The organism is Lentzea sp. NPDC051838 (assembly GCF_040681245.1).
Classification (GTDB): domain Bacteria; phylum Actinomycetota; class Actinomycetes; order Mycobacteriales; family Pseudonocardiaceae; genus Lentzea.
This window is the reverse complement of sequence record NZ_JBFAYI010000023.1, coordinates 48,090-63,067: the sequence shown is the minus strand read 5'-3', so window position 1 is coordinate 63,067 and position 14,978 is coordinate 48,090. Positions and strand designations below refer to the sequence as shown.

Genomic DNA, 14,978 nt, shown 5'->3' with positions numbered 1-14,978 from the left:
ACCACTCCAGGTGGGGAAATCACCCCAAATCGGGACGAACGACCTCCGCGATCGCTCGCACACCCAGGTCGATCTCGTCACGCGTGATCACCAACGGCGGGGCGACGCGCAGCGTGGTCGCCTGCGTCTCCTTGCACAGCACACCCCGAGCGGCGAGCGCCTCGGACGCCGCACGCCCGACCGGGCCACCGGGGGAGATCTCGACACCGGCCCACAGCCCGCGGCCGCGCACCTCGGCGACACCGGAGCCCACGAGCTGACCCAGCGAGGAGTGCAGGTAGGCGCCCAGCTCGCGCGAGCGCTCCTGGAACTCACCGGTCTCCAGCAGCCGCACGACGGCGCGGCCGACGGCGCAGGCCAGCGGGTTGCCGCCGAACGTCGAGCCGTGCTCACCGGGCTTCAGCACACCCAGGACCGCGCGAGAGCCGACCACCGCGGACACCGGCAGGATGCCGCCACCGAGTGCCTTGCCCAGCGTGTAGAGGTCGGCGCGGATGCCCTCGTGGTCCAACGCGAACAGCTCGCCGGTGCGGCCGAGACCGGACTGGATCTCGTCGGCGATGAACAGGACGTTGTGCTCGTCGCACAGGCGGCGGATGCCCTGCAGGTACCCGGCGGGCGGCACGACGACGCCGGCCTCGCCCTGGATCGGCTCGATCAGCACGGCGGCCGTGCGCGGGGAGATCGCGGACTCGATCTCGTCGAGGTTGCCGTACTTGACGACCTTGAAGCCCGGCGTGAAGGGGCCGAAGTCGTTGCGCGCGGTCTCGTCCGTCGAGAACGACACGATGGTCGTGGTGCGGCCGTGGAAGTTGGACCCGGCGACGATGATCTCGGCGGTGCCCTCCGGCACGCCCTTGACCTGGTAGGCCCACTTGCGCGCGACCTTGATCGCGGACTCCACGGCCTCGGCGCCGGAGTTCATCGCGAGCACCATCTCGGTGCCGGTCAGCGCCGCGAGCTCACGGCAGAACAGGCCGAACTGGTCGTGGTGGAACGCGCGGCTGGTCAGCGTGACGCGGCCGAGCTGCTCGATGGTCGCGGCCACCAGGGCGGGGTGGCGGTGGCCGAAGTTCAGCGACGAGTAGCCGGACAGGAAGTCCAGGTAGCGGCGGCCTTCGACGTCGGTGACCCACGCTCCCTCGCCGTGCGAGATGACCACCGGCAGCGGGTGGTAATTGTGGGTGCTCCACTCCTCGTCGAGTGCTACGAAGTCAGCGCTGGTGGTGGTCTTGTGCTCAGCGATGGCGGTCATCCTCCAAGGCTAGGGGCCCGGACAAGCGATTTCGACCGTGAAGCGTTGCGTACTGCCTCAGTTCGTTGCGTAGATTCATCAGATCGTGGGTGATCTTTGCGTGGCGGGCGCGTAGAACGGTTCATCGATACGCTGCGCTGATGGCGAAGAAGTCGGTTCGTGAAGCTCTGCGACTCGATGAGGTGGATCTCTCCACCCTCGACCCGGCCGGGCGCCCGATCGGTCCCAAGAACAAGAAGGAGGCGGCCGACGACCTCGCCGCCACCGGGGCCGAGCTGGACGACCTGCAGGAAGCGCTGTACGCGGAGAATTCTCGCGCGGTGCTGCTCGTGCTGCAGGGCATGGACACCTCGGGCAAGGGTGGCGTGGTCAGCCACGTCGTCGGCCTGGTGAACCCGCAGGGCGTGCGGATCGCGTCGTTCAAGAAGCCGACTCCCGCCGAACGACGTCAGCACTTCCTCACCCGCATCAAGAAGGTGCTGCCCGACAAGGGGCGCATCGGCGCGTTCGACCGCTCGCACTACGAGGACGTCCTCGTGCCAAAAGTGGAGCGCCTGCTCACGGCCGCGGAGATTCGAGGGCGTTACAAGGAGATCAACGCCTTCGAGCTCGAACTGGCCGACAGCGGCATCACGGTCATCAAGTGCTTCCTCAACATCTCGCCGGAGGTGCAGAAGGAACGGCTGCTTGCCCGTCTGGACGATCCACGCAAGCACTGGAAGTACAACCCCGCCGACATCGACGTGCGCTCGAAGTGGTCCAAGTATCAGGACGCGTACACGCAGGCGTTGAAGAACTGCTCCGCCACGCCCTGGTACGCGATTCCCAGTGACCGCAAGTGGTATCGCAACTGGGCGGTGTCCCGGTTGCTGCTCGAGACGATGCGCGAGATGGATCCGAAGTTCCCGCCGCCCGCCTACGACATCGAGGCCGAGAAGGCCCGGTTGATCTCCGCCGACCCGTTGCGCTAGGCGCAATCTTCGTTGCACCTATTGCCTGGCCGTGATGGTCTAGGCCACTGTGTCATGCGCCGCCGCTGAGTATCCCGGAGGTGCGGACCGTGGGTGTTGATCGACGACGTTTTCTCGGCGTCATGGGTGTGGGAGCTGGGTTGCTGATGACCGGAGGAACCGCGGAAGCGGCACCCGCCACGAAGAGAGTCTTCTTCGGTGCCTACACGACGTGGAGTGGTGGCGCCAAGGGCATCGGCATCGGCACCTACGACACGGCGAACGGCCAGCTGAAGACCACCGGCGTCATCTCCGGCGTGGTCAACCCGTCGTTCGTGGTCGAGTCGCGGGACGGCAGGTTCCTGTACGCGGTCAACGAGAACACGAAGGGCGAGGTCACCGCGCTCAACGCGGCCACGCTCAAGGTGATCAACAAGCAGGCGACCGGCGGCGCGGACCCGTGCCACCTGACGCTCGACCCGTCCGGGAAGTTCCTGATCACCGCGGACTACTCGTCCGGGTCGCTGAGCGTGTTCCCGGTCAACCCGGACGGGAGCCTGGGAGCGCGCACGCAGAAGGTGCAGCACAAGGGTTCCGGGCCGGACCCGGAGCGCCAGGAGGGCCCGCACGCGCACCAGATCGTGTTCGACCCGTCGGGGCGCTTCGCGGCGGCGGTCGACCTCGGTGCGGACGCGGTGTTCGTGTACTCGTTCACCGGCGGGCAGCTCAAGCTCGTGTCGACGGCGAAGTTCAAGCCGGGCGCCGGGCCGCGGCACATCGCGTTCCACCCCGGCGGTCGCACGGCCTACGTGGCGAACGAGCTGGACTCGACGATCGTGGTCTGCGCGTACGCGGACGGGAAGCTCACGCCGGGCCAGGTGCTCAAGACCGCGCCGGCGACGAGTGTGCGCAACTACCCGGCCGAGGTGCTGGTGTCGGGCGACGGCAAGCACGTCTACCTGTCGAACCGCGGCCACGACAGCATCGCGCACTTCACCGTCACGGCGACGGGGCTCTCGCTGGTCGGGCACACGCCGACCGGGGGCAAGTACCCGCGGCACGCCGTTCTCGACCCGTCGGGTGCGTTCCTGTTCGCGGCCAACCAGAACTCGAACAACGTGACGTCGTTCGCGGTGGATCGGGCGACCGGCAAGCTCACGCCGTCGGGCACGCCGCTGACGACCGCGATCCCGGTCTGCGTGCTGCCCACACGACTGGGTTAATGGCCTTCTAGTCGATCATCCACAGTGGTACTCCGGGCCTTATGGGACTCATGGCTGGAGTACTCGCAGCAGCTCTGCTGGCGCCCGCGCCGTTCGCTCCGGAGTACGTCGCACTCGGCGACTCCTACGCGTCCGGCGCGGGCGCTGGTTCCTATCTGGACGGTTCCTGCCGCCGAAGTTCGAATGCCTATCCGGCGTTGCAGGGCAAGGACTTCCCGTCGTTCAAGTTCGTCGCGTGTTCCGGTGCGACCACGAAGTCGCTCAGGCCGCAGTTCAAGGCGCTGACGCCCGGAACCACGCTGGTCACGATCACCATCGGCGGCAACGACCTCGGGTTCGTCGACGTGCTGACGACCTGCGTGCTCAAGGGCGACAAGGCGTGCGAGACCAGGGTCGGGAAGGCCCGTGACTTCGCCCGCGACGAGCTGCCCGGCCGACTGGACGGCGCCTACTCCACGATCAAGCAAGCCGCGCCGAACGCTCAGCTCGTCGTGCTCGGCTATCCGCGGCTGTTCACGCAGAACGACTCGTGCCGCACCCTGTCCGTGCGGAAGCGGCAGGCGCTCAACGACGCCGCCGACGAGCTGTCCGGGGTGATCGCCGAGGCCGCGCAAAGGGCTGGTGCGCGCTATGTCGACGTCAGGGAAGCGTTTGCGGACCACGGCGTCTGTGCGGACGAGCCGTGGATCAACGCGCTGGTCAGTCCGACCGACGACTCGTACCACCCGAAGAAGGCCGGTCAGGCCGCGTACTTCCAGGCGTTGACAGGGTGACTCTGTAAGTCGTAGCTTACCGTTCGTGGAGACTTACCAAGTGGCGTTCGCGGCGCTCGGCGACCCGACCCGCCGCGAGATCTTCACGCTGCTCGTGGCCAGGCCGCGGGCGGTGGGGGAGATCGCCGCCGAGCTGCCCGTGTCGCGGCCGGCCGTGTCGCAGCACCTCAAGGTGCTCAAGGAGGCACGGCTGGTTCGCGCGGAGGCGGCCGGCACCCGTCGGCTGTATTCGGTCGACCACGTCGGGGTGGCCGCGATGCGCGACTACCTCGACGACATCTGGGGTCAGGCACTCGCGAACTTCGCTGCGATCGTGGAGGAAACATGACCGAGGTCCGGAGATCTGTGCTCGTGAACGCGGGCGCGGACCACGCGTTCAAGGTGTTCACGGAGAAGTTCGTGACGTGGTGGCCGTCCGCGCACCACATCGGCGAGGCGGAGCTGAAGGACGTCGTCGTCGAGCCGCGCGAAGGTGGCCGCTGGTACGAGATCGGCGTCGACGGCGCCGAGTGCGAGTGGGGTTCGGTCAAAGCCTGGGAGCCGCCGGCACGGTTGCTGCTGGCCTGGCACCTCGACGGTGACTGGGATTACGACCCGGACCCGCGGCGGGCGTCCGAAGTGGAGATCACCTTCACGGCGGAGGGTGACGGCACGCGCGTTGAGCTGGTGCATCGCAACTTCGAGCGGCACTTCACCAAGCCCGAGCGCGTCGAGACCGGCGTCAGCGGCGAGGGTGGCTGGGGCGGAATTCTGCTCGGCTTCGCGAAGGCGTTCGTGTGATCATGCGCCAGTGAGTGTGGCAGCGAGTTCTCTGAGGGAGGTCACGGCCACCCGGTATGTGACGCCGTTCCGCGAGGGCGGGTCGATGCCGGGGCTGGTCGAGGCCGACGACCTGGGTATGTACGTGGTGAAGTTCCGCGGCGCCGGACAGGGCGTGAAGGTGCTGGTCGCCGAGATCGTCGTCGGCGAGCTGGCGCGGCGGCTGGGCTTCCGCATACCCGAGATCGTGCTGGTGCACCTCGACCCGGAGCTGGCGCGCGCGGAACCGGACCAGGAGGTCCAGGAGCTGCTGCGGGCCAGCGGTGGCCTCAACCTCGGACTCGACTACCTGCCGGGCTCCTTCGACTTCAACCCGATCGTGCGCGACCCGGGCGAGGAGCTCGCGACGAAGCTGCTCTGGTTCGATGCTCTCGTGCTCAACGTCGACCGCAGCTGGCGCAACCCGAACATGCTGCTGTGGCACCGCGAACCGTGGCTGATCGACCACGGCGCCGCGCTGTACTTCCACTACTCGTGGAGCGAGGACCGTCCCGCCACCAAGGAGTACCGGTGGGACGCGTCGGACCACGCGATGCTGCCGGAAGCGGGTTCGGTGTCCGAAGTGGACGCTGAGATGGCCGCGAAGATCACGCCCGAGCTGCTCGACGAGGTGCTCGCGCTCGTTCCGGACGAGTGGCTCGAAGGCGATCCGGCCGAACTTCGCCAGCGCTACAAGGACTTCTTCACCTACCGACTCGCGCACCGCGGCTGGGTCACCGAGCTGGAGGCCGCCCGTGCCGCACGTGTTTGAGTACGCGCTGCTGCGGGCGGTGCCGCGGCAGGAGCGCGGTGAGTTCATGAACGTCGGCGTGATCGTCTACTGCCGCGATCTGGACTTCCTGTGCGCGAAGACCTATGTGGACGGTGACCGGCTGCGGGCGCTGGACCCGCAGCTGGACGTCGAAACCCTGGAAAACAGTCTCCAGCACCTCACGAACTCGTGTGACGGCACACCCGACGCCGGTCCGGTCAGCAAGACAACGGTTGGGCAACGGTTCCGGTGGCTCACCGCGCCGCGCAGCACCATCGTGCAGACCTCACCAGCGCATACGGGATTCACCGACGATCCGTCGGCCGAGGTCACCCGGCTTTTCGAAGCGTTGGTGCTGCCACCCCGGTAGGTTCGTCGCAACCTGAACGGGCGCACTGCGTCCTCAGTTGCAAAGCGAATCTAATGCGATCGGGGTTGGCGACACATGAGCGCTGGGTATCACCACGGCTACCAGCAGCCGCGGCGTCCCATGCCGCCGCAGCGGCCGATGAAGAAGAAGAGGCGTCCGGGACGCGTCATTCTGGTGCTGCTGCTCGTCATTGTGCTGGGTGCTGTCGGATTCGGTTTCTACGTCGACTCGACGTTGCAGCGGATCGACGCGTTGCCGGACTACGAGGGCCGTCCTGCCGAGACGCCGGGCACCACGTGGCTGCTCGTCGGTTCGGACGCGCGAGAAGGCCTGTCACAGGCGCAGAAGGACGCGCTCGCCACCGGTGACGCGGCCGGCAAGCGCACCGACACCATCATGATGCTGCACCTGCCGGACAACAGCGCCGCCAAGCCGGTGCTGGTGTCGATCCCGCGCGACTCCTACGTGGCGATCCCCGGCAACGACCGCAACAAGATCAACGCCGCCTACGCGTTCGGCGGGCCGCAGCTGCTCGCCAAGACCGTCGAGGGCGCGACGGGCGTGCGGATCGACCACTACATGGAGATCGGCTTCGGCGGGTTCTCCGACATGGTCGACGCGGTCGGCGGTGTCGACATCTGCATCGACGAGCCGATCAAGGACCCGCTGGCCGGCATCGACCTGCCCGCGGGCTGCCAGGAGCTCGACGGCCCGAAGGCGCTCGGGTTCGTGCGGACCCGCGCGTTCGCGACCGCCGACCTGCAGCGCGTGCAGAACCAGCGCAAGTTCCTGTCGGCGTTGTTCGAGAAGGTGAAGAGCCCCGCCACGCTCGTGAACCCGTTCCGCCTGGTGCCGCTGATGAACGCGGCGTCCGGGTCGGTGTCGGTCAACGAGGGCGACCACGTGTGGCACCTCGCGAGCGTTGCTTTGAACATGAGCGACGCGACGTCCGGAACGGTGCCGGTCGGGTCCACGCCGACGGTGCCCGGTGCGGGCTCGGTCGTGCAGTGGAACAAGGAGAAGGCTTCGCAGCTCTTCGACCTGATCAGCAAGGACGAGCCGGTGCCCGCCGAGCTGATCGCTCCTCCGAAGTAGTTCCTATTGCTTGACGGGCTCGGAAGTGGGCTCCGAGCTGGTCAACCCGGCCTCCTGCGCGATCTCTTCGAGCTCGCGCAGGAGGTCGTCGTAAATCGGTGTCGCTGACATGGTGTAGCCCCCTCTTAAGGATCTTCCCCCGTTCAGGTGACGGGAGCTTACGCCTCTGTACCCGAACTTCTCGCCACATATGCCATCGAGACGCTAAATGTTGGCTAAAGCCACCTCATAACCAGGCATTATGTGTGCAGGCCACATGTCGATCACCCCGTGTGACGCCTACCGTTTCCGGTCATGTCGAGTGTCACGGGTCACACCGCGCTGGTCACCGGAGCCGCTAGTGGCATCGGTCTCGCCTGCGCCCGCGCTCTGTCCGCGGAGGGCGCCAAGGTCCATCTGGTCGACCTCGACCCGAACGTGCGGGACATCGCGTCCGAGATCGGCGGGGTCGGGCACGTTCTCGACCTGACCTCGTCGGTGGACGCGCTGCCCGCCGAGGTCGACGTGCTGGTCAACAACGCAGGTGTCCAGCACGTCGCACCGATTCACGAGTTCCCGGTCTCGCGGTTCTCCTCGATGCTCGAACTGATGCTCGGAGCCGCGTTCCGGTTGACCCGGCACGTGCTGCCGCACATGTACTCGCGCGGCTGGGGCCGGTTGGTGCACATCTCCAGCGTGCACGGTCTGCGCGCGTCCGCGTTCAAATCCGCTTATGTCGCCGCGAAGCACGGCCTTGAGGGGTTCTCCAAGGTCGCCGCTCTGGAAGGCGCTCCGCACGGCGTCACGTCGAACTGCGTGGCGCCGGGGTACGTGCGAACTCCGTTGGTGGAGAAGCAGATCGCGGACCAGGCGCTCGTGCACGACATCCCCGAGGCCGATGTCGCGGACCAGATCTTCTTCCAGCGCACCGCCGTCAAACGGCTGATGGAGCCTTCCGAGGTCGCGTCCGCCGTGTTGTGGTTGTGCGAGAACAGTTTTGTCACAGGCACGTCGTTATCCGTCGACGGCGGCTGGACCGCGCAGTAACTCTTTTTGGGAGGAGTTCGATGATCAAGAAAGTCGTTGGTGCTTCACTCATCGGGACAACGGTCGAGTGGTACGACTTCTTTCTTTACGGGTCTGCCGCCGCGCTGGTGTTCAACAAGCTGTTCTTCCCGACCGCGGATCCTTTGACCGGCACGCTTCTCGCGTTCACCACGTACGCGATCGGCTTCCTGGCAAGGCCTTTGGGCGGCTTGGTGTTCGGGCACTTCGGCGACCGGCTGGGGCGCAAGAAGTTGCTCGTGTTGTCGTTGCTGCTGATGGGTGGCGCGACGATGCTCATGGGCGTGCTGCCGACGTACGCCTCGGTGGGTGTGCTCGCGCCGGTGCTGCTGACGCTTTTGCGTCTGGTGCAAGGCTTTGCGCTCGGCGGTGAGTGGGGCGGGGCCGTGCTGATCGTGTCGGAGCACGGTGATGCCTCCCGGCGCGGCTTCTGGGCGTCGTGGCCGCAGGCGGGTGCTCCCGGTGGCAACCTGCTGGCGACGGGCGTGCTCGCGATCCTGGCGGCGGTGCAGTCGGACGCGGACTTCCTCGCGTGGGGCTGGCGGATCCCGTTCCTGCTCTCCGGCGTGCTCGTGGTGATCGGCCTGTGGATCCGGCTGCAGGTGGCCGAGTCGCCGGTCTTCCTGGCGGCACAGGAGAAAGCGGAGAAGGCGCCGAAGGAGGAGAAGGCGCCGGTGTTCGAGCTGTTGCGGCACAACTGGCGCGAGGTGCTGGTCGCGATGGGCGCCCGGCTCGCGGAGAACGTGTCGTACTACGTGATCACGGCGTTCATCCTGGTCTACGTGGTGACCGGGCTCGGGTTGTCGAAGTCGGTCGGGCTCAACGCGGTGCTGATCGCCTCGGCCGTGCACCTGGTGACGATTCCGGTGTGGGGTCACCTGTCCGACCGGTTCGGGCGGCGGTCGATCTACCTCATCGGCGCGGTCGGCATGGCCGTGTGGGTGTTCGCGTTCTTCGCGCTCCTGGACACCAAGGACCCGGTGCTGATCACGTTGGCGACGACGGTCGGTCTGGTGCTGCACGGGGCGATGTACGGGCCGCAGGCGGCGTTCTTCTCGGAGCTGTTCGGGACGCGGGTGCGCTACTCGGGCGCGTCGATCGGCTACCAGCTCGCGTCGATCGCGGCCGGTGCTCTGGCCCCGCTGATCGCGACGGCGCTGTTGAAGGCCTACAAGTCGTCGTTCCCGATCTCCATCTACGTGGTGGCGATGTGCGTGCTCACGGTCGTGGCGGTCGTGGTGGCGCGCGAGACCCGTGGTGCGGATCTGGAGGAACGTGACAGGGTTGGGGTGTGACACGACGGCGTGAGGCCGAACTGGCGGCGTTGTTCGAGACCGCGTCCGAGCTCGCGGGCATGCGCGACCCGGACGCGGTTCTCCGCTCGATCGTGCGCAGGGCCAGGACGCTGCTCGGCACCGACGTGTCGTACCTGTCGATGAACGACCCGGCCGGCACCTACATGAGGGTGACGGACGGGTCGTTCTCGCCGCTGTTCCAGAAGGTGCGGCTGGGGCTCGGCGAGGGGCTGGGCGGGCTGGTGGCGCAGACGGCGCGGCCGTACGCGACCTCGGACTACTTCGCGGACGCCCGGTTCAACCACACCAACCCGATCGACTCGGCGGTGCACGACGAGGGCCTCGTGGCGATCCTGGGCGTGCCGCTGAAGCTCGACTCGAAGGTCATCGGCGTCCTGTACGCGGCTGATCGGACCTCGCGCGAGTTCCCGGCAGAAGAAGTGGCTTTGTTGCAGTCGTTGGCTGATCACGCGGCCATCGCGATCGACACGGCGTCGTTGTTCGCCACGATCCAGTCCCACAACGAGGCCATGAAACGGGCCGAGGAAGCGCACGACCGGCTCACGGACTTGGTGTTGCGCGGTGGGTCGTCGGCCGAGGTCGCGGCGGCGGTGGGGGAGTTGCTCGGCGGTCCGGTCGAGGTGCTGGAGTCGGTGCCTTCGCTGGCTGTGCGGGCCAACGGACGCGCTGTGGTGCTTGATGGCGTGTGGGTGTGCGCGGTGCTCGCGGGTTCGGAGCTGCTGGGCGGGCTGGCGTTGTCCGGGCGGCCTGACCTTTCGGATGCGGATCGCCGGGTGTTCGAACGGTCGGCTGCCGTGACGGCGTTGTTGTTGCTGCTGCGAAGAACCGTCGCGGAGGCGGAGAACAAGGTTCGCGGTGAGCTGATCACCGACATCCTGGACGGGCGTGATCCCGCGGGCCTGGTGGCTCGTGGCCGGCGGGTCGGTGTCGAGCTGGGCGAGCCGCACGTGGTGCTGGTGGCGGACGGGAACCTGTCCGGTGCGACGCATTACGTGTCGGTCTACGGAGGCCTTGCCGGGTCGCGCGGGCGCGACGTGGTGCTGGCGTTGCCTTCTACATCAACGGACGTCGCTCGTGAGGTCGCGAAGGCGTTGGACGCCACGGTCGGGGCGTGCGGGCCGGTCACCGGGCCGGTGGCGATCGCGGCGGCCTACGAAGAAGCGCGCCGGTGCCTGAAGGCGTTGCGCCAGTTGGGGCGCGAGAAGGAAGCCGCCACTCTTGACGATCTTGGTTTCGTCGGCGTGCTGCTGGGTGATCGGGCGGACGTCTCGGGTTATGTGCGGTCGGTGCTCGGGCCAGTGCTGGACTACGACGCCGAGCGCGGCACGGAGTTGGTGCACACGCTGGAGGTCTACTTCCGGTGCGGGGCGAACCTGAGTCGTGCCAAGGCGGAGCTGCACCTCCACGTCAACACCGTCACGCAACGGCTTGACCGGGTCTCGTCGTTGCTGGGCGACTGGCAGTCGCCGGAACGTGTGCTTGAGGTGCAGCTCGCGTTGCGGCTCCTCCGGTTGCAGGGCTAGCAGGTCGGTTCGTAAGGAAGCGTTGGCACGTAACGGCTCCACTCTTCTTCGGTGAGGCCGCCGCCGGCGCTGACGCACGCCCAGGCCGCGGCGTTCCTGCTCAGGTCGTCGAGGCCGGTGAGGTCCCACAGCTGCACGGTCTCGTCCTCGCTCGTGGTCGCCAGGAGGTCGTGCGACCACGTCACCGAGGTGAGGCCGCCCTCGTGGCCTCTGAGGTTCGCGAGACGGCGGGGTTCGTCGCGGGCGGTGAGGTCCCACAGGATCGTCATCCGGTCGCTGCTCGCGCTGGCCAGGGTGCGGCCGTCCGCGGACCACGCCAGCGAGATCACGTCGTTGATGTGGCCGAGGACCGCCGCGATGACGCGAGGCTGGTGGCTGACGTCCCAGATCAGGATGGTGTCGTCGTAGCTGCCGGTCGCGATCGTGCGGCCGTCCGGGGACCACGCCACCGCGCGCACACCGCGCCAGTGTTCGTTGAGTTCGGCGATGCGGCGCGGCGTGGCGGTGACCTCCCAGAGGATCACCCTGGAGTCGTTGCTCGCGGTGGCGAGGGTCCTGCCGTCCGGAGACCAGGACACCGATCGGACCGGGCCGGTGTGATCGGTGAGCGAGGCGATCCGCCGGAGGTCTGTGTCCCAGAGGTGCACGGCGTTGTCTTCGCCGGCGGTGGCCAGGACGCCGCCGTTGGGCGACCACGCGATCGCCCGTGCCCGCTGGTGGTGTCCGGTTGGTGTGGTGACGCGTCTTCGGCTGACCGGGTCCCACAGCGTGATGGTCAGGTCGGAGCCGGAGATGGCGAGGATCTTGCCGTCCGGGGACCACGCCAGTGCCTCGGCTGCCGGTCCGGTCAGGGTGGTTCCGGTGCGGCGCGGGCGGTTCCGCTCGCCGAGGTCCCACAGTTCGACGGTGTCGTGGCCGGCGGTCGCGAGGGTGTGTCCGTCGGGCGACGACGCCGCGATGCGCACCGGTGTTTCGGTGAGCTTGCCGAGGCCGCGTGGACGGGTACGCGCGGCGGCGTCCCACACGATGACGCTCAGGTCGCTGCTCGCGGTGGCGAAGGAACGTCCGTCCGGTGCCCAGGCGACCGACAGCACGTCGTTGCTGTGGCCGATGAGGGTGTGGCCGAGCGGGCGCCGGGTGGCGGTGTCCCAGAGGCGGACGGTGTTGTCGTTGCTCGCGGTGGCGAGGGTGCGGCCGTCCGGTGACCAGGCGGCCGACCAGACGTCCTCGCGGTGGCCGTCGAGCGTGGCGTGGCGGCGTTCGGCGGTGTCCCAGAGGTAGATGGTCTTGCCACTGGCGGTGGCCAGGGTGCGGCCGTCCGGAGACCACGACACCGACAGCACGTCGGTGTCGTGGCGGAGCGGGTCTGCGGCGAGATGAGGCGTCGCCGGTGCGGACAGGTCCCACAGCCGGACGTCGTGGTCGCGGCTCGCGCTGGCGAGCGTGCGGTCGTCCGCGGACCACGCCAGCGACTCCACCTGGCCGGTGTGCCCGGTGAGGGTGCCGATGGGCCGGGCGTTGTCCCAGAGTCGGACGGTGTGGTCGAAGCCCGCGGTGGCCAGGGTTCTGCCGTTGTGCGACCACGCCATCGACAGGACGCCTCCGGTGTGTCCCGTCAGGCTTTCGGCGAGCCGGGGGTGTTCGCGGTCGCCGAGGTCCCACAGCAGCACGGTGCTGCCGCCGGCGGTGGCGAGGGTGCGGTTGTCCGGCGACCACGCGAGCGACACCTCCTGCTCGGTGTGGCCGACGAGCCTTGCGAGGTAACGCGGCTCGTCGCCGGTCATGTCCCACAGCAGCACCGTTTTGTCGGAGCCGGCAGTGGCGATCGTGCGGCCGTCCCGTGACCACGCGACCTGTCGCACCCACGAGGTGTGGCCGGTCAGCGACGCGAGGATGTCCATGTCCTTGTAGGCGTTGAACAGGTTGATCCGCGTGCGTTCGTCGTCGGAGAAGTGTTGTGCGGCAACAGCCAGCCGAAGAGCGGTGCGGGGGTCGCGGTCGCGGATCGCATCGGTCTGGGTGATCAGGGCGTGCACGGTGGCCAGGCGTTGCTCGCGCAGGGCGTTCTGCTGGCCGAGAACCGCGAGTCCGGCCGCGATCAGGGCCAGCACGAGCAGGCCGGTCAGCACGCTGACGAGCCTCGTGCGGCGGCGGCGTTCCCGGCGGCGGCTCGTGGTCAGGAACTCGCGGCCGTCCGCGCTGAGCTCGTGCGCGCCGATGTCGGCGACCGCTTTGGCCAGCTGCGAACCGCTCCACAGGTGGGTGTTGCCGGACTCGCGCCACTCCTTGGCCGCGCGTTCGATCTGCGGCCTCGCCTTCAACGCCGTGCCGGCCCGCGCGATGGCGTCGGCCAGCGGTGGCCAGGCGGTCAGGAACGCTTCGTGGGCAACGGAGATTGTGGCGGTACCGTGCTGGGTGCCGGTGACCAGCAACCGGCGTGCGACGAACTCGTCCAATGCGGTGCGCTGCTGTTCGGGGAGGTCGTCCCTGGTGACCCGCCAGCGGGCGGGGAGACCGTGCTCGTCCACGGTGACGAGCCGCACCAGTCCCGCGATCACCTCGTCAGGCCGCTGACCGGTGCGGTCGACGGCGGCCTCGAGCGCCTGGTCCGCCTGGCCCGCCAGGGCTCCGGCGACCCCACCGAGCCGGGCGTACCGCTCCGGCGACAACCGCCCGCCCCTGCCGACGCCCTCGGCCAGTTGCTGCAGCGTGAAAGCCAGCAGTGGCAACGCTTCGCCCGTGTCCGTGTCGGCCACCAGCCGGTCGACCAGCTCACCGTCGATCTTCAGACCGGCGAGCCGGGCGGGCTGTTCGATCACCGCACCCAGTGTCCGTCTGCGCAGCACCCGCACCTCGACCAGCTTGCGGGGCAACGCGTCCAGCTCCTCGTCGGCCTGTGCCGCGGCGAGGAACTCCGGGCGCAGCGTGGCGACGATCGACACCCGTGCGCGCAGTCCCGCGGCGAGCAGGCGCGCGAACCGGCGGCGTTCTGCGGTTTCCGTCTGCGTGACCAGTTCCTCGAACTGGTCGACCACGAGGAGGAGCCGGTCTCGTCGTCCGGGAGCGGCGGCCAGCAGCTCGTCCGCGAGAGTCGCCAGGCCGCAGCCGGTCGTGAGGGCGGTGCGCACCTCCGCGACCGTCCACTCCAGACCGAGCTCGCAGGCCCGCCGGGCGAGCACCAGCGCCAGTTCGGCCACCGCGCGTTCGCCGGGGACCACCGGTGGCAGCGTCAGCCAGCCCGGTTCGGCCGCGATCGCCGGGGTGAGGCCCGCGCAGACGAGGGACGACTTGCCGCAGCCGGACGGCCCGACCAGCAGCAGCATCTCCTTCGACCTCGCCACCAGCGCGGACAGTTCGCGGATCTCGTCGTCACGGCCGCGGAACGCCTGCCGCCACCGCGCGTCGAAGGCCCGCAGGCCGGGGAAGGGACTCAGCCCGTCCGCCCAGCCCGCGCCGCCGCACGCGTCGACCTCCCGCAGCCTCGCCACCAGCCGGGCCGGGCCGTCCGTCGCGGTGAAGTCGATGCGCTGCACCGCGTCCAGCAACCGGTGCTCCGCGCCGGGCTCGGCGAGCAACGGCACGACCAGCTGGCCCAGGGTCTGCGCGGTGAAGATCTCCGCGAAGCACCACCGCGACTCGACGTAGGTGGCGGTCATCAGGCACACCGTCACGTCCGCCCGCCGCAGCTGGGCGTGCAGGCCGGCTTCCCACTCCTGGCCCGGCTGGATCCCTGCCTGCGGATCGTGGTCGAGGAACACCTCGTGGCCCTCGGCCACCAGCATCCGGCGCACCTCGGCCGCCTGGCGTTCGTCCGCGACGGAATAGCTGAGGAAGACTCTGGCCACGAACGAGCATAGGC

13 protein-coding genes are annotated in these 14,978 nt (G+C 68.5%); 11 read left to right on the top strand and 2 right to left on the bottom strand.

What is annotated here, in order from left to right:
* Positions 1 to 19 precede the first annotated feature (19 nt).
* On the bottom strand, positions 20 to 1,255 hold the full coding sequence (gene rocD / locus AB0M24_RS34805; RefSeq protein ID WP_363777717.1) for an ornithine--oxo-acid transaminase: 1,236 nt from the start codon (positions 1,253 to 1,255) through the stop codon (positions 20 to 22).
* A 140-nt stretch (positions 1,256 to 1,395) separates the two neighbouring features.
* On the opposite strand from rocD, the gene AB0M24_RS34800 reads away from it, so the two are divergent.
* From AB0M24_RS34800 to AB0M24_RS34750, 11 genes are all read left to right on the top strand, one after another.
* Entirely contained in the window at positions 1,396 to 2,226 is an 831-nt protein-coding gene (locus AB0M24_RS34800) for a PPK2 family polyphosphate kinase (RefSeq protein ID WP_363777716.1), read from the top strand.
* Positions 2,227 to 2,348: 122 nt separating this feature from the next.
* Positions 2,349 to 3,428: a lactonase family protein gene (locus AB0M24_RS34795; RefSeq protein ID WP_363777715.1), complete on the top strand. Its 1,080-nt coding sequence runs from the start codon at positions 2,349 to 2,351 to the stop codon at positions 3,426 to 3,428.
* Positions 3,429 to 3,478: 50 nt separating this feature from the next.
* Positions 3,479 to 4,201: an SGNH/GDSL hydrolase family protein gene (locus tag AB0M24_RS34790; RefSeq protein WP_363777714.1), complete on the top strand. Its 723-nt coding sequence runs from the start codon at positions 3,479 to 3,481 to the stop codon at positions 4,199 to 4,201.
* A gap of 25 nt (positions 4,202 to 4,226) precedes the next feature.
* Complete coding sequence (locus AB0M24_RS34785; RefSeq protein WP_363777713.1) at positions 4,227 to 4,529, top strand: metalloregulator ArsR/SmtB family transcription factor; 303 nt, start codon at positions 4,227 to 4,229, stop codon at positions 4,527 to 4,529.
* Positions 4,526 to 4,981: an SRPBCC family protein gene (locus AB0M24_RS34780; protein ID WP_363777712.1), complete on the top strand. Its 456-nt coding sequence runs from the start codon at positions 4,526 to 4,528 to the stop codon at positions 4,979 to 4,981. The genes AB0M24_RS34785 and AB0M24_RS34780 overlap by 4 nt, the downstream gene beginning before the upstream one ends.
* A 10-nt stretch (positions 4,982 to 4,991) precedes the next feature.
* Positions 4,992 to 5,771 carry a HipA family kinase gene (locus tag AB0M24_RS34775; RefSeq protein WP_363777711.1) on the top strand — a complete coding sequence of 260 codons (780 nt, stop codon included), beginning with the start codon at positions 4,992 to 4,994 and terminating at the stop codon, positions 5,769 to 5,771.
* A complete protein-coding gene (locus AB0M24_RS34770) occupies positions 5,755 to 6,141 on the top strand; it encodes a DUF3037 domain-containing protein (protein WP_363777710.1) in 387 nt (128 codons plus the stop codon). Before AB0M24_RS34775 ends, AB0M24_RS34770 begins: the two co-directional genes overlap by 17 nt.
* A 75-nt stretch (positions 6,142 to 6,216) precedes the next feature.
* On the top strand, positions 6,217 to 7,236 hold the full coding sequence (locus tag AB0M24_RS34765) for an LCP family protein (RefSeq protein WP_363777709.1): 1,020 nt from the start codon (positions 6,217 to 6,219) through the stop codon (positions 7,234 to 7,236).
* A 294-nt stretch (positions 7,237 to 7,530) separates the two neighbouring features.
* Positions 7,531 to 8,262, top strand: coding sequence for a 3-hydroxybutyrate dehydrogenase (locus AB0M24_RS34760; RefSeq protein WP_363777708.1), 732 nt, complete (start codon positions 7,531 to 7,533; stop codon positions 8,260 to 8,262).
* 20 nt (positions 8,263 to 8,282) lie between these two features.
* Positions 8,283 to 9,575 (top strand): MFS transporter, encoded by a 1,293-nt coding sequence (locus AB0M24_RS34755; RefSeq protein WP_363777707.1) that lies wholly within the window; start codon positions 8,283 to 8,285, stop codon positions 9,573 to 9,575.
* Positions 9,572 to 11,119 carry a GAF domain-containing protein gene (locus tag AB0M24_RS34750; RefSeq protein ID WP_363777706.1) on the top strand — a complete coding sequence of 516 codons (1,548 nt, stop codon included), beginning with the start codon at positions 9,572 to 9,574 and terminating at the stop codon, positions 11,117 to 11,119. Before AB0M24_RS34755 ends, AB0M24_RS34750 begins: the two co-directional genes overlap by 4 nt.
* On the opposite strand, the gene AB0M24_RS34745 is transcribed toward AB0M24_RS34750, so the two are convergent.
* Positions 11,116 to 14,964 (bottom strand): TIR domain-containing protein, encoded by a 3,849-nt coding sequence (locus AB0M24_RS34745; RefSeq protein WP_363777705.1) that lies wholly within the window; start codon positions 14,962 to 14,964, stop codon positions 11,116 to 11,118. The genes AB0M24_RS34750 and AB0M24_RS34745 overlap by 4 nt on opposite strands.
* Positions 14,965 to 14,978: the final 14 nt, after the last annotated feature.

Excerpts from the sequence above, each read along its gene's own strand:
- AB0M24_RS34790 (WP_363777714.1), top strand. The coding sequence starts at position 3,479 with ATGGCTGGAGTACTCGCAGCAGCTCTGCTGGCGCCCGCGCCGTTCGCT.
- AB0M24_RS34765 (WP_363777709.1), top strand. The coding sequence starts at position 6,217 with ATGAGCGCTGGGTATCACCACGGCTACCAGCAGCCGCGGCGTCCCATG.
- AB0M24_RS34800 (WP_363777716.1), top strand. The coding sequence starts at position 1,396 with ATGGCGAAGAAGTCGGTTCGTGAAGCTCTGCGACTCGATGAGGTGGAT.
- AB0M24_RS34780 (WP_363777712.1), top strand. The coding sequence starts at position 4,526 with ATGACCGAGGTCCGGAGATCTGTGCTCGTGAACGCGGGCGCGGACCAC.
- rocD (WP_363777717.1), bottom strand. The coding sequence starts at position 1,255 with ATGACCGCCATCGCTGAGCACAAGACCACCACCAGCGCTGACTTCGTA.
- AB0M24_RS34760 (WP_363777708.1), top strand. The coding sequence starts at position 7,531 with ATGTCGAGTGTCACGGGTCACACCGCGCTGGTCACCGGAGCCGCTAGT.
- AB0M24_RS34795 (WP_363777715.1), top strand. The coding sequence starts at position 2,349 with ATGGGTGTGGGAGCTGGGTTGCTGATGACCGGAGGAACCGCGGAAGCG.
- AB0M24_RS34755 (WP_363777707.1), top strand. The coding sequence starts at position 8,283 with ATGATCAAGAAAGTCGTTGGTGCTTCACTCATCGGGACAACGGTCGAG.